This window comes from Neorhizobium sp. NCHU2750 (assembly GCF_003597675.1).
In the GTDB taxonomy this organism is placed as follows: domain Bacteria; phylum Pseudomonadota; class Alphaproteobacteria; order Rhizobiales; family Rhizobiaceae; genus Neorhizobium.
The window spans coordinates 61,679-81,650 of sequence record NZ_CP030829.1 but is presented as its reverse complement, the minus strand read 5'-3'; the positions used below and the strand labels follow the sequence as shown (position 1 = coordinate 81,650).

Below are 19,972 nucleotides of genomic sequence, written 5' to 3'. Positions count from 1 at the left end.
ATGACAGACTGAGATCGCGCGTTTCGCGTTGCGCGACCTCAGAACATCGGATTTGGTTGCCGCCAGAGCCACGATGGACGTTGGAGATTGTGGTGTCGACAACACGATCCCGTCCCCTCGCGGCTCAGCCGAAATCAGTCCGGATGCGAACCGCGGTCGCCGCATCAGCGGGTTTCCAACCCACTGATAAATACCCCCACGAGATGAGCGATGTGCTGTTGCGATGAACCGTCTTTCTCTGTCGCAAGCGAGATCGCGGTTGCAACGCAGACAATGTCGTCGAAGCTGATGTCCGCCCGAACAACGCCCGCGTCCTGTGCTCGTGATAACAGCCGGGATCCTTCAGCGCTGGTAGCCACGCATCCAGGCGTGCCTATCCGCAGAACCGTTCCGAGCGATGCGGCAAGGCCGCGATAGACATTCGTGTGCCGAACGAGCTCCTCCAGATAGGTGCTTAGCCCGAGAAGGGGATCGAGATCAGCATCTCGCGCGCGACTGGCCGCGGCAAACGTTAAGAACCGGGCGCTGTATGTCGCCGCCAGCAGATCTTCGCGTGTGGGAAAACGCCGGTACAGCGTACCTATTCCGACACCGGCGCGTTTTGCCACGTCGTCCAGCGAAACGCCGGCACCCTTTTCCACAAAGACCTCTTCAGCCGCGGCCAGGATCAGTTCCTTGTTTCGCTGGGCATCGGCCCGCAGGGCAATTTCGTCGGCCAAGATATTCTCCAATTTGACCCTTGTTAAGTGGAGGATATCTCCATATAAAAAGTGGAGCAAACCTCCACTTATATGAAATGGGAGCAGACGACGTGACGAAGCGATTTGAGAACAAGGTCGTGGTAATTACCGGCGGCACGGACGGCATCGGACTGACGGCAGCGAAGTCCTTTGCCGCGGAGGGTGCCCATGTCTACATTACCGGCCGCCGGGAGGATCGCTTGAACGAGGTGCTCGCCATCATCGGCAACGGTGCAGTCGGCGTTCAGGGCGATGTCAGCAGCCTGGCCGATCTCGACAGGCTCTATGGCAGGATCAAGGCCGACCATGGTCGCGTGGATGTGGTCTATGCCAATGCAGGGGTCTCCGAGTCAGCGCCGCTGGGCGGCATCGAGGAGGATCATTTCGACCGGGTCTTTGCGATCAACGTCAAGGGCACGGTGTTCACCGTACAGAAGGCTCTTCCGATGATGCCGCGCGGCGGCGCCATTATCCTGACGGGCTCGGGCGCGGGGAGCAAAGGCTTTGCCACCCTGTCTGTCTACAGCGCCACGAAGGCTGCTATCCGCTCGCTTGCCCGCACATGGACGACCGATCTGAAAAGCCATGGCATTCGTGTCAACGTCGTATCCCCCGGCATGGTCCTGACACCCGCGATGCAGTCTTACCTGAAGAACAATGCCGGCGCCGAGGCCTGGATGCACCAGGCCATTCCGTTCGGCAGGCTGGCCGAGGCCGACGAGATTGCCAAGGCCGTACTGTTCCTCGCATCGGACGAAAGTAGCTTCGTCGGTGGCGAGGAACTCTTCGTCGACGGCGGCTTTGTAGCGGTGTAAATTGATCGCTCTGCATATGCCGACGGCCCCAAGACCTCGGCACGCCCAGCTCACGCAACTGGGGATGACCAGCTTCGAATTGTTTTCTGGCGCAGGCGTGCCGCGTGTCAGAGAACATTCATCGGTGCTGACATGGGGTCCTCACTCATCCACTTGCGATGCTCGGCAAAACGTTCCGCGAGGAGGTCGATAAACAGACGGACCTTGGTCGGCAGATGGCTCCGGTTGGGATAGACCGCGTTGATGGCAAACTCGACGCCGCGATAACCAGGAAGCAGGCGCACGAGCGTTCCCGCTTCCAGATCGTCAGCGACTGTAAAACTGGGTGCGAGCCATAATGCTCGGCCGTGTACTGTCAGATACCTGAGGCTCTCGGCGCTGTTGGAAAGAAACGGCCCACCGACGCGGACGCTGTGCCGTTCACCAGCCTCGTCCTCGAACATCCATTCGTCTCCGAACGGATAGTAGCTATAGCGAAGACACGTATGTGCCGCGAGGTCCGCCGGAGAGGTCGGTGGCTTGTGCATGTCCAGGTAGGACGGTGAACATACCAGGACATGTCGCCATGCCGTGAGCTTCCTGGCAACCAGTGAAGAATCCGGTGACGGCACGGTTCGAATGACGAGATCGACCCCTTCTTCGACCATATCGATCATTCGCTCGCCAATGCTCATGTCAAGCGCGACGGAGGGATAGAGCTCGAGGAATTCGTCCATGATCGGTGAGAGAAAGCGGACGATTGCGGTTGTGCAGAATATCTTGAGCACGCCACGAGGCGTACTCGTCAAAGCGCTGGCCGCCCGATCCGCTTCATCTAGATCCGACAGGATCTGGGCGGAGCGGTCATAGTAAAATTTGCCGGTCTCCGTCAGGCTTACCCTTCGCGTCGTGCGGTTCAGAAGCCGCACGCCAAGCTTGTCTTCCAGTGACTGGACATGGGTCGCGACCATCGTGACAGACATGTTCAATCGTCGGGCCGCCGCCGAGAATCCGCCGCATTCCACGACCTTGCCGAAGACCTGAAGACTGGTCAACCGATCCATTCGCCTCTCCGATTATCCGCTCTCAGCGTATGATGCTTACGCATATACGCGGATTATCAACCGAGGAATAGCGGGGCATTTTCAGCTCAACCAAAGACAGGCCACGCGGCGCGCGGCACACCCCAGGAGAATGACCATGGTTGAACTACCCCGTAAGAATGCCTTCAAGATTTCCGACGAAGCAGAAGGCAAGATCAAGTCGATACCCGCCGCACCAACTGAAGCGCCCGCAGACGCATCGGCCGCCACAGTCAAACCCAGAAAGTCCGTCATCAAGAGAGGTGCTTTGGCCATCGTACTTCTCGCAGGCGCAGCTTACGGCGTTTACTTCGGGCACGAATACTGGACCACTGGCCGGTTTATCGTCTCCACCGACGACGCCTATGTGAAGGCCGACTACACCACCATCGCTCCGAAGGTCACCGGCTACATCAAGGATGTGCTTGTTAACGACAACGATGCGGTCAAAGCGGGGCAGGTCCTCGCGCGCATCGACAACCGCGACTTCCAGGCATCGCTCGATCAGGCTCGTGCCGACCTGAAGGCGGCCGAAGCAGCGATCGCCAATATCGACGCCCAGGTCACTTTGCAGCAGTCGGTCATAGCACAGGCCAAGGCGTCACTCGATGCCTCGAACGCTTCCCTTGTTTATGCCAAGGCAGAAGCGGAAAGAAACGCGCGGCTTATTTCAAGCGGTGCCAGTACAGAATCCAAGGCACAAGAGACGCAATCCTTGATGGACCAGGCCCGAGCCTCCGTGGAGCAAGGCCAGGCTTCGCTCACCGCTGCCGATAACAAGGTTCCGGTTCTCAAAACGCAGCGCGACCAAGCGGTTGCCCAGCGCGACGAGGCCGCCGCGGCCGCAAGACAGGCCGAACTCAATCTCTCCTACACCGATATCGTCGCTGCCGTTGACGGCACGGTCGGCGCCCGCTCGATACGCGTCGGCCAGTACGTAACGCCGGGCACGCAACTGATGGCGGTGGTTCCCTTGCATGCGGTCTACGTCGTCGCAAATTTCAAGGAAACCCAACTCACCGACATGAAGCCCGGCCAGCCGGTGGCAATCAAGGTCGACAGCTTCCCCAATCTGAAGATCCACGGCCATGTCGACAGTATTTCGCCTGCGAGTGGCCTCGAATTCTCCCTGCTGCCTCCGGACAATGCGACCGGCAATTTCACGAAGATCGTACAGCGCATCCCGGTAAAGATCGTGATCGATGACGCGGCAACCGCGGGCCTCTTGCGGTCCGGCATGTCGGTGGAACCCAATGTCGACACGAAAGCCGAGAGCCAGGCGCAAGACCGGTGAGCACTATCCGCTAGCGGCGGATAATCCTTCTCATCCCTTCACGATTATCGCGCAACCCGCGTCATGCGAGATTCCGGTCATTCCGGACGGAGAAAAGTCATGGCTATTCGGCATCCCACAGCAAGCAACAGCAACCATGCGCCACAAGCCGCGCCTGCGGCTCATTCGGAGATGAGCCCGATGCGGATGTGGATCGCGGTTATCGGCTCCACGCTCGGCGCCTTCATGGCAATTCTGAACATTCAGATTGTTAACGCATCGCTCGCCGACATCCAGGGCGCCATCGGCGCGGGAACCGATGACGGCGGCTGGATTTCGACGTCATATCTGATCGCCGAAATCGTCGTCATTCCTCTGACGGGCTGGTTGGCACGCGTTTTTTCCGTGCGGAACTACCTGCTCTTCAACGCTGCGATGTTTTTGCTCTTTTCCGTCGCCTGCGCCTTCGCGGCCAATCTGCAGCAGATGATTGTTCTTCGGGCGATCCAGGGCTTCTCCGGTGGCGTCCTGATCCCCATGGCCTTCACCATTATCATCACGCTTCTGCCAAAGGCCAAGCAGCCGATCGGCCTCTCGCTGTTCGCCTTGTCCGCGACTTTCGCGCCGGCGATTGGCCCGACCATCGGCGGATATCTGACCGAAAACTACGGTTGGGAGTTCATTTTCTACGTCAATCTGGTGCCCGGTGCGCTGATGGTTGCCATGCTGTGGGCCTCTCTCGACCGCGCACCGATCAATCTTGGCCTGCTCGCCAAGGGCGACTGGCCGGGAATCATCACTATGGCGATCGGTCTCGCCTCTCTGCAGACAGTGCTGGAAGAGGGCAACAAGGACGACTGGTTCGGCTCCCCTTTCATCGTGCGCCTGTCGGTCATCGCCGCCGTCTCCCTGGTTCTTTTCCTGATCATTGAATTGAAGACCCCACATCCGCTTCTGAACCTGCGTCTTCTGACGCGTCGGAACTTCGGTTTCGGCATTCTCGCCAACTTTCTGATGGGCATCGCGCTCTATGGCTCGGTCTTCATCCTGCCGATCTATCTGACCCGTATCCAAGGCTACAATTCCGAGCAAATCGGCGTGGTGCTCGCATGGACCGGCATTCCCCAACTTATTCTGATCCCGCTCGTTCCCTGGCTGATGAAGCGGATCGATGCCCGCCTGCTGATCGTCGCTGGGTTCGCCCTCTTTGCCGCAAGTAACTTCATGAATGTCTTCATGACGGCAGATTACGCCAGTGATCAGCTCTTCTGGCCGAATGTCGTGCGCGCAATCGGGCAGGCCCTTGCCTTCACACCGCTGACAGCCGTGGCAACCGCCGGCATCGAGGGGGAAAATGCAGGCTCCGCTTCATCGTTGTTCAACATGATGCGAAACCTCGGGGGCGCCATCGGCATCGCCATGCTGCAAACGTTCCAGCAGAAGCGAGAACAATTCCACTCGAATATTCTGACAAACGCCGTTTCCAACTTCCAAGAGGCAACACGAAATCGCATTGCCGACCTGACGGCCTACTTCCTGAACCACGGCGTCGCTGATCCCGCCATGGCACAACACAAGGCAATCGTCGCCGTCGCCGGGCGCGTCAGCGAAGAAGCGAATATCATGGCCTTCAGCGACACGTTCTTCCTGCTCGGCGTCACACTCGCCATTGCGCTGTTTGCCTCACTGCTTCTCAAGAAGCTCGGGCACGTCTCCGGCGCAGGCGCACATTGAGGATACTGACATGATCACGACAATAGACGAACCAATCTCGGGCAAAAAGGGCCACAGTCGCGCTGTCGATCCCACAGCCGTTCTCTCAATTCTGGAGTGGCTCTCCGGCGACGAATGCCATGCCATTGACGAGGCCGGCCTGATCGCCGGGCTTGGAAAGCGGCTCCGCCAGATCGGCCTTCCAGTCGATCGCCTGACGCTTCACCTGACGACGCTCCACCCGGAGATCCTCGGCAGAACTTTGGCATGGGCGCCTGCCGAGCCCATCGAAATCCATGAGCGCGAACACAGCACGATGATGGCCTATACCGCGAGCCCGCTGCGAAAGGCGATGGAGTCCCGCGAGCCGATGATCTTCAACGCCGACGACAGGACATGGCAGTGGCGAAACATCGACGTCTTCGAGAACAGGCAACTGACACAGATCATGATCGCACCACTTTGCAATGACGATGGTCCCGTCAGCGCGGCCATGTTCGGAACGAGGCGCACCTCAGGCTTTAACTGGCAAGAGGTCGAGGCGATCGAGCGGATACTGCCGGCACTGCGCAATACCTGCGAGATGCGAGCTCTCCGTCAGGCCGAATTGTCGCTGCTCGACGTCTATATCGGCCCGATCACAGCGCAGCGAATACTCGCCGGGCGCATCCGCCAGGGTGAGGTGGAGACCATGGAGGCGGCTCTGCTGCTTTGCCACTTGCGCGGCTTCACCAGGCTTTCGAACCGGCTTCCGAGCAGCAAGGTCATACAACTGCTCAACGCCTATTTCGACATCGTCACCCCCGTGATCGCCGGCCAGGGCGGAGAGGTTCTGAAGTTCATGGGGGACGCCGTACTCGCCTTCTTTCCCGCCTCCAATGCCATTCTCGCTAGCGAACAGGCGCTCACCGCAGCCGGGCGCATACTCAATGAGCTTTCAAGGTTTGAGCAGGACGGCATCCGCCTCGAGGCTGGGATCGCCCTTCACTATGGGCAGGTGAGCTACGGCAACATCGGATCGGGACGGCGGTTCGGCCTTACCGTCATCGGTCCGGACGTCAATCTTCTCAGCCGGATTCAGAAGACCTGCGACTCACTCGGCAAGTCCATTCTGATGTCGGATATCTTCCGGCAGAAGTCGGGCGCCGAAGGCGCCGTCTCCGCCAAGTTCCAGGCCCTTGAAGATTTCGAGACGCCAGTCGAGCTCTTCACGATCCCGATGGACGAACCGTCAGTCCGTCGGGCAACGATGGATCCTTTGAAGGAGCGCCGGGATGTAGAGGCCAATCAAGCCCGGGCTTGAAATGCAATATCACATCTCGGCGTCTCGCGGGTCTGATCCCGCATGTCAACCGCGGGCGAATTTGGCTTCCTGCCGGAAATATTCAATCCAGGCGGTCTTTCATTCTGTGCCAAGCATGCATCTTGTTGGCGACCTGCACCGCAACAGCGTGCATGGGGACCTGCTTCATCGAGGTGACAGGAAGCGGCATCTCGGCATCGGTCCTCTTGCCCGCAGCCCAGCGCCCGATCTCCTGGCCGAGTGACATCGACAAGGCGACGCCGCGCCCGGAATAAACGCCGCCGAAGACAAGGCCCGGCGCCAGGCGATAGAGACGCGGCTGCCGGTCGGGAACGACCGCGAACGTGCCGTGCCAGTATTCCTGGACTTCTGCCGGTCCGCCAAAGGCCTTGAATGCTCTGCCCAGAAGCTGGCTAACCTTGTCGCGCCCACGCTGGGCCTCATCGAACCAGAAGGAATGTGTGGCGCCGCTGACGAGACGATTGTCGCAGTCATAATGGAAATAGCGCAGATCGTTGCGCATGTCGGAAACGGCGGGATTGCCGACCAGAATCTGTTCGCGCAGGTCCGCCGAAAGCGGAGGAGTGGCCGCCTGGAAAACCTTGAACGGGATCAGCGTGCGCTTCAGGCCCGGCCAGATGTCGCCGGTGAGCGCATTCGTTGCCAGAATGACTTCCGGTGCCGTAACACTTCCCGATGCAGTCGAAACCTTCCAGCCGGTGTCCACCCGTTCGATTGCCGTTGCCCGCGAATTCTCGAAGATCACCACGCCCTCGCTCTCAAGGGCGGAGGCAAGTCCGATCGTCATTGCGAATGGATTGATATGGCCCGAATTGTGGACCATCCAGCCGCCGAGATAGGGGCTGCCGATACGAGCGGTGGCTTCCGCGCCGTCCAGCCAGGAGACATTGGCTCCGAATGCTTTCCATTCGTCGTGGAACTGCCGGGCCCTGGCAAGGGTCTTTTGCGTATGCGCCGGCTGGATCCAGCCCTCCTGTACCTGATGAGCATCGATATTGAACCGTTGCATCAGGCCGAAGGCTACACCGGCTGCGTCTGCCACCATGCGGTTATAGCGTTCGCCCAGTCCCTTGCCATAAGCCGCTTCGAATTCCGATGGCGAGGCTTTGGAATGGTGGGATATGACAAGGCCGTTATTACGCCCGGAGGCCGCCGAGCCGATCTCGTTGCCTTCCAGAAGCACGACATTCATGCCGCTATCGCGGGCCCCCAAGGCAGATGCGAGGCCAGTGAACCCGCCGCCAACGACAATCACATCGGTTTTCAGATCACCTGCAAGCTTCGAAGCGGCAGCCCTTTTGGCAGCCGTCTTTCGCCACAGATGCGGTGTGTGCCAATCAACTTCAAACATGGATCGTCTCCTCGGTCGCGCCGCCGAGATAATGTTCGCTGATGGCGGAATGCTCTGCCAGTTCCTGTGCCGGCCCGTGCACCCGCACGCGGCCGGTGTTCAACAGATAGGCGTAGTCTCCGCATTCCAGCGCCAGTTGCACGTTCTGTTCCACCAGCAGAATGGAGATGCCGACCTTGGAAAGATCGAGAATGATATGGAAGATCTGCTGGATGATTTTCGGCGCAAGGCCAAGCGAAGGTTCGTCCAGCATCAGCAGTTTGGGTTCGGCCATCAATGCACGGCCGATGGCCAGCATCTGCTGCTGGCCGCCCGACATTCTGCTCGCCATGCCATTGCGACGTTCCTTGAGGATGGGAAAGAGCTCGAATACCTCGTTTCTAAGTGCTTCGAAGCTTCTTCCGCCGCGTCCGATATGGGCTGCGACGAGATTTTCCTCCACCGTCAGCCTCTGGAAGATCTGCCGGCCTTCCGGGCAGTGGGCGAGGCCCATGCGGACCACCTGTTCCGGCTTTGCTCCGGTAATATCCCTTCCGTCGAATTCGATTGTCCCGGCCGTCGCACGCGCTACGCCGGAGATCGAGTTCAGCAACGTCGTCTTGCCGGCACCGTTCGGGCCAAGGATGACCACGATCTCATGCTCGTCGACCTCCAGGTCGACGTCGTTAAGAACGCCGACGCGTCCGTATCCCGAGCTGAGCCCGGCGATCTTGAGCAGCGGTCTTGATGTCGTCGATGTCATTGGCGGTTCCCAAATAGGCAAGTTGGACGTCGGAGCTGGCCTGAACTTCCGCAGGCGTTCCCTGAAACAGCAGCTGGCCGTGATGCATGACCACGATGCGGTCGCAGACAGTCATGACCAGATCCATGTCATGCTCGACGACAATGATGATGCGGCCGGCTGACTTCAGTTCCGCGAGCCGCGCGGTCAACTCGGCTGTCTCGTGATGGTTCAGGCCGGCGGCGGGCTCGTCGAGCAGAAGCACGCGCGGCTGCATCACCAGCGCGCGGGCAATTTCGAGCATGCGCTGGCGGCCATAGGGCAGGCTACCGGCTTCGGCGTCGGCATAGTTCTGCAGATTGAAGAAGGAAAGCAGTTCCATGCAGATGTCGCGACGCTCCATCCGCCGCTTCGCCGCGAAGGGCGGCCAGAGAATTTCTCGCCAGACCTGACCGACCTGCGTCGGGTAGAAACAGACCTCCAGGTTTTCAAGCGCCGTCATCTGATCGAACAGGCGGATATTCTGATAGGTACGGGCAATGCCTGAATTGGCGATCTGATATTTCTTGAGGCCACTCAACTTCTTGTCGTCGAGGAGGATCTGGCCGCCGGAAACCATGTAGGAACCGGCAGTCATATTGATCAGTGTCGACTTGCCCGCGCCATTCGGCCCGATGACGCCGTGAATGAGGCCGGGTTCGAATGTCGTGGAGACGTCATCTATCGCGACGTGGCTGCCGTATTGCTTGCGCAGCTTATCAAAGACGAGTGTCATTTCCCGAAAAGCCCCCGAATGAGTTTTTCCGGCCCGAAGCTGCGCGGCACGATCCCGGCTGGTCGGACGATGATGAGTGCGACCATCAGCAAACCGAGGAACAACACGCGCCATTCTGCGAATTCGCGCAGAACTTCCGGCAAAAGAATAAGGATGGCGGCTCCGGCGACGATCCCGAGGATATTGCCGATGCCGCCGACAACGATCATCAGAACGATCAGGACGGATTCCTGCAGGGCAAAGCTGTCCGGGCTTACGAAACGTTGGGATGCCGCGAAGATGACACCGGCAATGGAGCCGATCGTGGCAGACGTGGCAAAGGCCGCGAGCTTGGCATTGGTGGTGTTGATGCCGATGCCGCGTGCGGCATCCTGATCCTCGCGAATTGCGGCCCAGGCCTTTCCGAGGATCGATTTTTCCATGCGCCAGACGAAGGTTGCCACCATCAGCACGACGACGATCAGCAGCCAGTAGATTTCCGTCGGCCTGGCGATCTCAATGCCCGCGATCGATGCCTTGTCGAGCCTTGCAATGCCTTTCGGTCCACCGGTCAGCCAGTCGAGATTGTTCATCAGGATGCGGATGATCTCACCGAAGCCGAGCGTGACGATCGCCAGATAGTCGCCCCTGAGCTTCAGCACGGGCAGGCCGAGCAGGATGCCGGTGATCGCTCCGACGCAGGCTGCTATGACGACGATCAGGAGGAATGGCAGATGCAGCCCCAATTGAGGGCTCGCCAACAGGCCATAGGTATAGGCTCCGACGGCGTAGAAGGCGACGAAGCCGAGGTCGAGAAGCCCCGCATAGCCGATGACGATATTGAGGCCGATGCCGAGAAGAATGTAGATCAAGAGGCCATTGGCGACGCGCACGTAGTAGTTCGGCAGGAATGGTGTCACTGCGATCAGCGCCACGGCCGCAACCAGGATGAGCAGCGAGAGGGCGCGGTTGCCTCGCAGCCGGGGCTGGACGGAGGTTTCGACAGACGACATCAGAATTCCCTCTTGTACACCATGCTCTCCTCCGAAACCGGCTCGCCGAGAATACCGGCTGGCCGCACGAGGAGGACGAGGATGAGAATGACGAATGCCAGCACGTCGCGATATTCGGTGCCGAGGACACCGCCGGAAATGATGGGCAGGATGGCCGTTCCGGCAACCTCGACGAAGGCCAGGATGAACGAGCCCAGCATTGCCCCGGGGATCGAGCCGATACCACCAAGAATGGCCGCCGTGAACGCTTTCAGTCCGACGACAGCACCCATCGTGGGCGACATGATGCCATAGTAGCTCGCATAGAGGATACCGCCGGCGGCACCCAGGAGAGGGCCGAAGAAGAACACCAGCGAAATGGCCAGATTGACGTTGATGCCGAGCAATTGCGCCGTCGACCTGCTCTCGGAAACGGCCCGGACGATAATGCCGGCCCGGCTGCGGTTGACGAGAAGATAAAGCGCCGCCATCAGCACGAAGGCGGCCACCAGGATGCCGATCTGCACCAGCGTCACCGTGCCGCCCAGGATCTGCAGGCGGGTGTCAGGAAAGAAATTCGGAAACCCGATCGGCTGGGGTCCGGCCATGATCTGCACGCCCGTCACCAGCGATAGGGATACGCCGAGGGACGACAGCATCGGCGCCAGGCGGTTCGAGTTGCGCAGCGGTTTATAGGCAAGCCGTTCGATAGCGACACCAACCAGCCCTACCCCGATGACGGCCAAGGCAAAGACGATGGCGAGGACGAAAGCCCCCGTGCCACCAATCCCCCCTATGAGCAGCGTAAGGACGAGGAACGCGCCGTAAGCGCCGAGCATGAACATCTCACCATGGGCGAAGTTGATCATGCGCAAGACGCCATAGACCATGGTGTAACCGAGGGCGATGAGTGCGTAGATCGCACCGATCGTCAGGGCGTTGAAGGTTTGTTGAATGAGGATTCCGAACATGGGGGTCCTGTCCACCGGCGCCTGGGAAGGCGGATAGAGGGGACAACCGCACTCCCCGCAGGGAGCGCAGTTGCGCAGACGAAACGTCGGGTGTGAGCGTGAGCCCACACCGCTCTGCCTTGCGATTACTTCGTGGCGATCAGGACGAACTTGCCATTCTCTACCTTGTAAAGATAGGAAGGAGCCACCTTGAGTTCGCCCTTGTCGTCGAATTCCAGGTGGCCGATCGCCGTATCAGCTTTCACGTTGTGCAGGGCGTCGTTCATGTCTTCGCGGGTCAGGCCCTTGGTGCTTTTCAGCACGGCCTCCAGGATCTGCGCCTGCGCATATCCGTAAATCGAATAGGGGCCGGCATCCTGCCCGTACTTGGCCTTGTACTGGGTGGCAAAATCGGCAATCGCCGGAGTGGCATCAAGCGGCGGTGCCTGCACGGCGACCGTCGCACCCTCGACATTCGCTGCGCCGGCCTGAGAGATGAAGTCTGGCGTATAGCCGCCATCCGGCACCATCAGCGTCGCCTTGACGCCTTGCTCGTGCATCTGTTTGGCAAAAAGCGCAAGCTGAGGCATGACGGCGCCGAGATAGATGACGTCGGGATTCTTGGTCTTGATCTGGGCGAGAATTGCGCTGAAGTCGACGTCTGTCGGTGCAACCGAGAGCGTATCGAGAACCTTGCCGCCGCCAGCCGTAAAGTTCTTGGCGAAGATTTCAGAAATCCCCTGGCCGAAGACCTGCTTGTCGTTGACGATCAGCGCGGACTTGGCATGGAGCTTCTGCAGCGCATATTCGGCCGGAAGCAGCGCGCCGGCGAAATCGTTCGCGACCGGCCGGACCATGAACTTGTAACCCTGCTGGGTCAGCGACGGATTGGAGCCGAATGTCATGGTCGGCAGCGAGCAATCCTCATAGATCGGCAGGGTCGACTGCGCGACGCCGGAATTGAAGTTGACAACGCCGAGAACCACATCGTCGTTATCGCAATATTTCTGCGCAACGAGCGTTCCCTGCCGTGGGTCGGCCTGATCATCTTCCTGGTCGATCTTCACCGTCACGCCGTTGACGCCGCCTGCGGCGTTCAGCTTGTCGATGTAGAGCTTGAAACCATTATGCCATGTCGTTCCAAAATAGGCCTGGGCGCCCGTGGTGGGGCCTGAAAGGCCGATGGTGATGTCTTTTGCAAAGACAGGCCCAGCGAGCATGGCAGTCGAGAGCGTAAGCGCGGCAACTAGTTTCATGTGGTTCCCCATTGTTGCAATTCGATCGCGTACAGCAGGCCGTTCCGGTCTTCTTGCCGTTGGACGCTATGGAAGCAGACAATTAGAGACACGTCAAGAAAGTGTCGACACTATTGCGTTCAATTTTTTTCTGATTTACTCACGAACTTGAGGTTGTGAGGCCGCGACGCGTCCTCGCCCTCGGTTCATCGCGCGAATAGACCTTCAGCAGCGCATCCTTGAGGGCCTGCTGTGTGGCCGAAACTGTGAGTTCAATATGCTGGCGCAACAATTCCATTCCTTCGCCCGCCGCGCGCCTTGTGGCAGCGTCGACGATCTGCGAATGAGCCGCGACAAGGGTCTTGTCATGCGTACTGTGCTCGATCTGAATGCGTCGTATGAAGCGGATGCGCGCATTGATCGCGTTCAACTGAGCGACGATTTCAGGGTTTCCGGACAGTTCGGCAATGAGGATGTGGAACCCCTCGTCCTCGGCAAGGATGTCATCCGGGGGTTGGTCGCGGTAGCCGTCGACGATATTGGCCCAGTAGGATTGCAGCCTGCCGATGTCCTCGTCGGAAGCGCGCTCGCACATCAGCCGGAAGGCCGAACATTCGATGATAGACCGCAACTCATAGAGATCGATGAGGCCTTCCGTGCTCAGACTGCGGACAAAGAATCCGCGATTGGGTGTCAGCGAAACGAAACCCTCGGAAGCCAGACGGTTGAGCGCTTCTCTGATCGGGGTACGGGAAATCGAGAGGCTTTTGGCCAGCTGCATTTCATTGATGCGCTCTTCCGGCTTCAGCTGGAACTCCACCAGAAGTTTCCGAATGGTGTTGTAGGCGCGCTCGCTGCTGTCGGCGGCCCTCCGTGTCTCCTGTTCGGCAGCGATGTTTGAAACAGGATCATTATCGATTTGCAGTGGAGTTTTCATTGGGGGGACGATCCGAAGTCGATCTACATTGTCGACAGTTGTATATGCAGTTGATGAATTTTTTAGCGCGTTACAGATGCAATCTCAACCTCTTGGAGAGGACATAATATGGCAATAGGCATTGTTGGTGTAGGTCATCTGGCGGCTGCCATGATTGCCGGTCTCGTACGGTCAGGCGGTGATAGCAGGATATTGCTGTCGCCACGGGGCAAGGCGCGCGAGTTGGCTGGGCTCTATGGTCTGGACGTCTGCGCCGATAACCGCGAGTTGGTCGAGCGTGCCGATATCGTCATTCTGGCGGTCAGGCCGGCGGATGCGCCGGCGGCATTGGAGGGACTGCCATGGCGTGCCGGGCAGGTCGTGATTTCCGTCTGCGCCGGTGTGGCATTGTCACAGTTCCCCAAGATTGCCGCACGCATCGTCAGGGCCATGCCGCTGACGGCAACCGAGATCAATGCCAGCCCCACCGTCTTTTACCCGGATATACCCGAGGCGCGCGGTCTGATCTCGCATCTCGGCCCAGCCATAGCTCTTGGCAGTGAAGACGAGTTCGAGGTGGCAACTGTCAACGCGGCGATTTACGGCTGGGCTCAGGATATTGTACGCCAGAGCGTTATCTGGGGTCGGGACCATGGTGCCGACGAAGGAATGATGCGCCAATTGGTGGCCCGGACCTTTGTCGCCGCTGGACGCATGATTGCCGAAAGCCCGGAGCCGATGGAGCGCATCCTCAAGGATCTGGTGACGCCAGGCGGGATTACCGAGCTTGGGCTTTCAGTCCTGGATCAGCACGGACAGCCTGCGGCATGGCAGGCTGCCTGCGACGCCGTGCTCGCCCGGCTGACGACTGCGGCGAAAACCTGATATCGCTTAGAACACGTCCGGGGCCGCGGGATATATGTGTCCCCCGGCCGCCTGATCCGTCGGAGATACGATCAATTCGGCAACATCGGCATGTTGTGGCAGGTTGAGTGCGCAAACCAGCACCGAGGCCACATCTTCCGGCCGCAATGGCCGCTGATGGGCATACATACGCTCCTTCAGGCCGGCAGCGTCACCGTCAAAGGCCTTCAGATAGAACTGTGTCTCCACCCTGCCCGGTGCGATCTCGGTCAACCTCACGCCCGTGCCCGCGAGATCGTAGCGGAGAACACGGCCGGCCTGCGACAAGCCGGCCTTTGCGGCGCCGTAACCGGCCGTGCCCGGAAATACGGCGGACGCTGCCGTGCTGGTGAGATTGAAGATGTGGCCGCGCTTGCGGGAAATCATCCCGGGCAGCAGCAGGCGGATAAGCTGGAGCGGCGCCGTAAGGTTGAGCGCCACCACCTCCTCGATTTCCTCGTGCGTCTGTTCCTGCAGCGGACGGACACTGGATAGGCCGCCGGCGTTGTTCACCAGAACATCGATCTCGACGCCGGCAAGCTTCGCCGCGATGCTACCATGGTCGCGCACATCGGCGGCAAGCGGGATCAACCTCTCTCCCAGTTGCGACTTGAGTTGGGCTAACGGGCCTTCGCTGCGTCCGAGCGCGTAGACGGTAAGGCCCTCGCCCACCAATGCGGCAGCAATGGCGGCACCTATCCCCTTGGATGCGCCGGTCACCAGAGCACAGCGATATGTCATGTCCACCTCTCCTTGCAGGCGCTTAAAGCGCGCCGTGTTCCGCTACACCTCTGAGGACGGAGACCAGTCCGGCCTCACGCTCGGCTTTCAGCCGCTCCTGGCTGCGACCACTGACGGCGGCGGCCGTCGACTGGGTGACGGCCGAAATCGTTGGCTCGTCGAGCGTGGCATCCAGCAGCGTGTCCCATATTGCCTGATAGGTCGGGCCGTATTTCCGCAGGAAGTCTTCCATTCCCGTCGCATTCAGCTGATTGGAAATGAAAGAGCCCTGCAGGGTCCATTTCGGACCAGGTCCATACATGAAGGCGCGATCGACGTCCTCGACGGAAGCAACCCCGTCGCGGACAAGCGCGATCGCCTCCCGCCACATCGCGCCCATCAGGCGCAATGCCAGATGGCCGGTGATCTCCCGGTTCATCACGACGGGCTTTTTGCCGATATCCTCGTAAAGCTGTCTTGCAACCTGCACCGATGCCGGATCGGTCAGCCTGCCACCGACGATCTCGACCAGCGGCATCAGATGAGCCGGATTGAACGGATGTCCAAGCACGATACGGCCAGGCAGACGGCAGTCCGGCTGCATCTCGGAAACCAGAAGGGCGGAAGATGAAGAGGCGATGACGACGTGATCACCCACGTAGCTCTCGATTTCCGGAAGCAGCTTGCGCTTGATTTCCAGGGTCTCGGGACCGTTCTCCTGAACGAAGTCCACACCCGTCATTGCCTCTGCCAGGGATGAGAACAAGCGGATCTCTCCCAGGTCGCCGGTCGGCGGCCGAACCGCGTCGAGGTCGGCCAGCAGGCTCGGGAGCAGTTCGCGGAAGGCCGCCTCCTGATCAATGGCGCGATCATAGACACGAACGTCATGGCCGGCATGGCAGAAGGCTGCCGCCCAGCGCTGCCCGATGACGCCGAACCCGACGATCCCGATCGTTTTTTTCACCACCTATGTCCTTATTTGTCGAGTGCGCTTCGGAAGGCCTCGTTGAGGTCGTTCCATGGAATGAGCAGATCGAGCCAGGCGCCGATACGTCCGGCGACGATGATCGCTTCATCGAGCAGTGCGGCAAGAGGCAGGGGCCCTGTCATCGCCGCTTCCAGCGAAAAGAGCAGTGCCGGTGTCTCGTCCATATGGCAGAAGTCGCGCAGGCGGGTCGCCGTCTTGTTGAGCGCAAGCGCCGCCGTCTGGCGCAGCATATGGTGGTCGCGGCTGCCAAGTTCTGCACGTGCCCACCAAAGCAGCTCGTGCAATACGCGCGCTTCTCCTTCGGCGGCAAACACCGGGCCGGCCGGATGCATGATGGCACGCGATGACGTCACCTGGGCAATATCGGCGGGCATGCCGGCCCATAGTCGCTGGCGGGCCGCCACCATATCGGCGGGAAGCACGGAGGGGGAAGCCGGGTCAGGCATCTCGCAGTCGACGGATGTCAGGCTGCCGGTGATGATGCGTCGCCCCTGATCGCGCTTGAGGGTCGCCGCAAGCGAGGCGATCCCCTCGATCGGAGCATCCAGCACGCCAAGCAGGGTGACTTGCGCCGTTTCGGCCTGCAGCGGAGCGAAGGTGATTTCCAGAAACTGACGCACGGGCCAGTAGAGGAAGGCTCCCGCCGGTGCATCGAGCACATGCGTTGCGCCTTCGACGTCTTCGACGAAGGGGGCATGCCAGTAGATATGGCTGCCGGCGATTTTCGGCGTGTGCAATTGCAGCGAAAGGGGAAGGGTGCGCAGCATCGCGCTGCGCGTCCTCTCGGCGGTACCGGTCAGTTTGATCGGCCAGGTCTGGCCCTCGGCCGAAAAATGAAGATGCATATTACTTTCCAGGAATGAAGAAGGATACGGGTTTGAGAATTTGGTTGCGCATGTCGGCCAGGTAGTCGGTTTCGATCACCTTGCGACGATAGGCCTGCCATTCGGGGTCGGCTTCCATGCGGTCACGGCGCTCTTCGCGGTCCGCGAGGCTGTCGTATTTCCACAGGTGGACGGTGCGGGACAGGTCGCCGATGTGAGTTTGAAAGAAGCCAAAGGGTTCTCCGAGATAGTGCCGCTGCATCGGCAGGCCGACTTCCTCGTAAAGCTTGAGGAAACTCGGAAGCATGTTGGGCTTGGCAGTATAGGTGCGATGGTCGAAGATCATTTTGTGCTCCTTGATCTCTGCTCGTGATTGCCGGACGGAAAGGCCCGAAGGGCCTGGTTCATGCGCCAGCGCTCCTGATCGTCTCCATGATCAATCGTGCTGTGAGTGCCGGATTTTCCATCTGCGGCACATGGCCGACACCGGGGAGCAGATGGACGGCCGCAAAGCCCGGCGCCTGCAGGGCGTGCCGGGACGGGATGACCCGATCGGACTGCCCCCAGACAATCCGTGTCGGGATGTCGAGCCGCGACAATGCAGGGCCAGCGTCGAAAAGCTGCGTATCGCCGGAGAACAGATGGCTGGCCAGCGTATCGAGTGCACCCTGGTTGCCGATCTTCTCCATCTGGCGGAGCACGGCTGAAGCATAGCCTTGCGGCAGGGCTGCGGCATCCGCGAGCATGAAGGCGAGCCAGCGCTCCAGCGCCGCCGCCGTCGTGGAACGGGTCAGCCCCTGGATGAAATTTCCTGCAATCTCTGGCCCGAGGCCACCCGGCGCCAGCAGGGTCAACGAACGCACGGCGATCCGACCGATACCGGTGAGGCAAAGCGCCGTCGCACCGCCGAGCGAGTGGCCCACGAGATGCGCCTGCTCGATGCCTTCATCCTCCAGTCTCTCCGATACGAAACCGGCCAGGTCTTCGACGCTGGAGGCGCTATGTGCCGCATTGGTACCGTGTCCGGGCAGGTCGATGGTGATCGCCCTGATATCCTTGCCCAGAAGTGGCAGCACCTGTCGCCAGGCGGATTTGTCTGCGCCGAAACCATGGAGCAGCACGACGGGAATCGACGCTGCGGGCGCAATCGATGGCGAAACCACGGGCGCCGCCCGATCGGGTTTCACCGCCGCCACTGAGGACCGGTGTTCAGGGTGCCGTTCCTCACGCTGGCCTATCGCCCTGGCGATATCCCGCTGCTTGATCCGGCCGTTTGGCCCGGATCCCGCGATGGCGGCAAGGTCAAGCCCGGCTTGTGCTGCAAGGCGGCGGGCGAGCGGACTGGCGACGATCCTTGTTGCGGGTGTCGCGGAGGCCGGTCCGCCTGTTCGCGCCTCTGTTGGCGGGACGGCCGCAGCCTGCGCGGCATCTGCGATTGTGTTCGGGGCCGCAGCCTGGGGCTCGGTCTCGGAAATCGTCCCGAGGACGGCGCCGATGGGCGCCTCCTGCCCCTCCTGGTAATTGATCTCGGCCAACCATCCATCGCGATCGGCCTCGATTTCGGTAGCGGCCTTCGCCGTTTCGACGGTGACGACGAGGTCGCCAGCCTTGACCCTGTCACCCGGCCGGACCGACCAGCCGATGACGAGGACGGACTCCATGTATTCGCCGCCGGCGCTCTCGATGCTTATGGGATGATTAGTCATCGGCCATCCCTCACTTCAGTGTCGCCAGAGCAGCAGCACGGATCTTTTCGGCATTGGGCAACATGGCCGTTTCCAGCGGTTCCGAGTAGGGTATCGGCATGTCGGGCAACGTCACGCGCGCCACCGGCGCATCAAGTTCGTCGAAGGCGTGGTCCATGATGGTGGCGGACAGTTCTGCGGCGTAACCACAGAAGCGCCAGCCTTCGTTGACGACAACCGCGTGATGCGTCTTGCCGATCGAGCGAACGATCGCCCCGACATCGAGCGGACGCAGGGAGCGCAGGTCGATGACTTCGGCCGATACGCCATCCTTTTCGAGCAGGTCGGCCGCTTTGACCGCCTCCACAACCATTTTCGAAGTTGCGAAGATGGAGACGTCTGATCCTTCCCGCATCGTCGCCGCTTTGCCGAGCGGGACGATCACGTCGCCATCCGGAACCTCGCCGCGGATATTGTAGAGCAGCTTGTGTTCGAGGAAGACGACCGGCTGGTCGTCACGGATCGCGGCCTTCAGCATGCCTTTCGCATCGGCCGGCGTGGACGGCGCCACGACCTTGATGCCGGGAATATGCGCCAGCATGGAATCGAGTGCCTTGGAATGCTGGGCGCCGGCTCCAGCGCCCCCTCCCCCCTGTGTCCGAAGAACGAAAGGCATCTTCACCTGACCGTCCCAGACGTAATTGTAGATTGACGCCTGGTTGACCAATGCATCGAGCGACAGCGGGATGAAGTCGGCATACATGATTTCCAGAACAGGCCGCGTACCCGTCATCGCTGCCGTAACGGCCATGGCTGTCATCGCCTGTTCGGAGATCGGCGTATCACGCACGCGGCTTTCGCCGAACTCGTCCATCAGGCCCTTCGTCACCTTGAAGACGCCGCCATAGCGTCCAATGTCCTCTCCGAACAGGAAGACGGAAGGGTCGGCCGCCATTTCCTCGCGCAGCGCTGCATTCAAGGCTTCGGCATATCGCATCAGGGCCATG

Annotated in this window: 20 protein-coding genes; 5 read left to right on the top strand and 15 right to left on the bottom strand. The window is 60.3% G+C overall.

Going from position 1 to position 19,972, the window contains the following annotated elements; all coding sequences use genetic code 11:
* Positions 1 to 164: 164 nt before the first annotated feature.
* Entirely contained in the window at positions 165 to 719 is a 555-nt protein-coding gene (locus NCHU2750_RS24545; protein WP_245480508.1) for a TetR/AcrR family transcriptional regulator, read from the bottom strand.
* 92 nt (positions 720 to 811) lie between these two features.
* Between NCHU2750_RS24545 and NCHU2750_RS24540 the strand changes: the two genes are divergently transcribed.
* Positions 812 to 1,555 (top strand): SDR family NAD(P)-dependent oxidoreductase, encoded by a 744-nt coding sequence (locus tag NCHU2750_RS24540; RefSeq protein ID WP_119944709.1) that lies wholly within the window; start codon positions 812 to 814, stop codon positions 1,553 to 1,555.
* 107 nt (positions 1,556 to 1,662) lie between these two features.
* Here NCHU2750_RS24540 and NCHU2750_RS24535 read toward each other — a convergent pair whose 3' ends face one another.
* Positions 1,663 to 2,598 (bottom strand): LysR family transcriptional regulator, encoded by a 936-nt coding sequence (locus NCHU2750_RS24535; protein ID WP_119944427.1) that lies wholly within the window; start codon positions 2,596 to 2,598, stop codon positions 1,663 to 1,665.
* A gap of 136 nt (positions 2,599 to 2,734) precedes the next feature.
* Here NCHU2750_RS24535 and NCHU2750_RS24530 point away from each other — a divergent pair, with 136 nt between their 5' ends.
* The 3 genes from NCHU2750_RS24530 to NCHU2750_RS24520 all read left to right on the top strand — a co-directional run bounded on the left by NCHU2750_RS24530 (position 2,735) and on the right by NCHU2750_RS24520 (position 6,905).
* On the top strand, positions 2,735 to 3,910 hold the full coding sequence (locus NCHU2750_RS24530) for an HlyD family secretion protein (RefSeq protein ID WP_119944426.1): 1,176 nt from the start codon (positions 2,735 to 2,737) through the stop codon (positions 3,908 to 3,910).
* Positions 3,911 to 4,009: 99 nt separating this feature from the next.
* Positions 4,010 to 5,623, top strand: coding sequence for an MDR family MFS transporter (locus NCHU2750_RS24525; protein WP_119944425.1), 1,614 nt, complete (start codon positions 4,010 to 4,012; stop codon positions 5,621 to 5,623).
* Positions 5,624 to 5,633: 10 nt separating this feature from the next.
* Positions 5,634 to 6,905 carry an adenylate/guanylate cyclase domain-containing protein gene (locus NCHU2750_RS24520; protein ID WP_119944424.1) on the top strand — a complete coding sequence of 424 codons (1,272 nt, stop codon included), beginning with the start codon at positions 5,634 to 5,636 and terminating at the stop codon, positions 6,903 to 6,905.
* A gap of 82 nt (positions 6,906 to 6,987) precedes the next feature.
* On the opposite strand, the gene NCHU2750_RS24515 is transcribed toward NCHU2750_RS24520, so the two are convergent.
* From NCHU2750_RS24515 to NCHU2750_RS24485, 7 genes are all read right to left on the bottom strand, one after another.
* A complete protein-coding gene (locus tag NCHU2750_RS24515; protein WP_119944423.1) occupies positions 6,988 to 8,277 on the bottom strand; it encodes an NAD(P)/FAD-dependent oxidoreductase in 1,290 nt (429 codons plus the stop codon).
* The gene (locus NCHU2750_RS24510) at positions 8,270 to 9,019 is read right to left on the bottom strand and encodes an ABC transporter ATP-binding protein (protein ID WP_245480507.1); all 750 of its coding nucleotides are present in this window, start codon (positions 9,017 to 9,019) and stop codon (positions 8,270 to 8,272) included. Before NCHU2750_RS24510 ends, NCHU2750_RS24515 begins: the two co-directional genes overlap by 8 nt.
* Entirely contained in the window at positions 8,943 to 9,773 is an 831-nt protein-coding gene (locus tag NCHU2750_RS24505) for an ABC transporter ATP-binding protein (protein ID WP_119944422.1), read from the bottom strand. The genes NCHU2750_RS24510 and NCHU2750_RS24505 overlap by 77 nt, the downstream gene beginning before the upstream one ends.
* On the bottom strand, positions 9,770 to 10,765 hold the full coding sequence (locus tag NCHU2750_RS24500; protein ID WP_119944421.1) for a branched-chain amino acid ABC transporter permease: 996 nt from the start codon (positions 10,763 to 10,765) through the stop codon (positions 9,770 to 9,772). Before NCHU2750_RS24500 ends, NCHU2750_RS24505 begins: the two co-directional genes overlap by 4 nt.
* Complete coding sequence (locus tag NCHU2750_RS24495; protein ID WP_119944420.1) at positions 10,765 to 11,715, bottom strand: branched-chain amino acid ABC transporter permease; 951 nt, start codon at positions 11,713 to 11,715, stop codon at positions 10,765 to 10,767. Before NCHU2750_RS24495 ends, NCHU2750_RS24500 begins: the two co-directional genes overlap by 1 nt.
* 125 nt (positions 11,716 to 11,840) lie before the next feature.
* Positions 11,841 to 12,950 (bottom strand): branched-chain amino acid ABC transporter substrate-binding protein, encoded by a 1,110-nt coding sequence (locus NCHU2750_RS24490; protein WP_162939783.1) that lies wholly within the window; start codon positions 12,948 to 12,950, stop codon positions 11,841 to 11,843.
* A 139-nt stretch (positions 12,951 to 13,089) separates the two neighbouring features.
* On the bottom strand, positions 13,090 to 13,866 hold the full coding sequence (locus tag NCHU2750_RS24485) for a GntR family transcriptional regulator (RefSeq protein ID WP_119944418.1): 777 nt from the start codon (positions 13,864 to 13,866) through the stop codon (positions 13,090 to 13,092).
* Positions 13,867 to 13,974: 108 nt separating this feature from the next.
* Here NCHU2750_RS24485 and NCHU2750_RS24480 point away from each other — a divergent pair, with 108 nt between their 5' ends.
* Positions 13,975 to 14,730, top strand: coding sequence for an NAD(P)-binding domain-containing protein (locus NCHU2750_RS24480; RefSeq protein WP_119944417.1), 756 nt, complete (start codon positions 13,975 to 13,977; stop codon positions 14,728 to 14,730).
* A 6-nt stretch (positions 14,731 to 14,736) separates the two neighbouring features.
* Here the strand turns inward: NCHU2750_RS24480 and NCHU2750_RS24475 are convergent, their stop codons facing one another.
* From NCHU2750_RS24475 to NCHU2750_RS24450, 6 genes are read right to left on the bottom strand one after another with little or no spacing between them, the layout of a single operon-like run.
* Entirely contained in the window at positions 14,737 to 15,489 is a 753-nt protein-coding gene (locus NCHU2750_RS24475) for an SDR family oxidoreductase (protein WP_119944416.1), read from the bottom strand.
* Between the two features lie 22 nt (positions 15,490 to 15,511).
* Positions 15,512 to 16,432: a 3-hydroxyacyl-CoA dehydrogenase NAD-binding domain-containing protein gene (locus tag NCHU2750_RS24470; protein WP_162939782.1), complete on the bottom strand. Its 921-nt coding sequence runs from the start codon at positions 16,430 to 16,432 to the stop codon at positions 15,512 to 15,514.
* 11 nt (positions 16,433 to 16,443) lie between these two features.
* On the bottom strand, positions 16,444 to 17,301 hold the full coding sequence (locus NCHU2750_RS24465) for a hypothetical protein (protein ID WP_119944414.1): 858 nt from the start codon (positions 17,299 to 17,301) through the stop codon (positions 16,444 to 16,446).
* Between the two features lies 1 nt (position 17,302).
* Positions 17,303 to 17,626, bottom strand: coding sequence for an NIPSNAP family protein (locus NCHU2750_RS24460; RefSeq protein WP_119944413.1), 324 nt, complete (start codon positions 17,624 to 17,626; stop codon positions 17,303 to 17,305).
* Between the two features lie 58 nt (positions 17,627 to 17,684).
* Positions 17,685 to 18,986 (bottom strand): acetoin dehydrogenase dihydrolipoyllysine-residue acetyltransferase subunit, encoded by a 1,302-nt coding sequence (locus NCHU2750_RS24455; protein ID WP_119944412.1) that lies wholly within the window; start codon positions 18,984 to 18,986, stop codon positions 17,685 to 17,687.
* Between the two features lie 10 nt (positions 18,987 to 18,996).
* Positions 18,997 to 19,971 (bottom strand): alpha-ketoacid dehydrogenase subunit beta, encoded by a 975-nt coding sequence (locus tag NCHU2750_RS24450; protein WP_119944411.1) that lies wholly within the window; start codon positions 19,969 to 19,971, stop codon positions 18,997 to 18,999.
* Position 19,972: the final 1 nt, after the last annotated feature.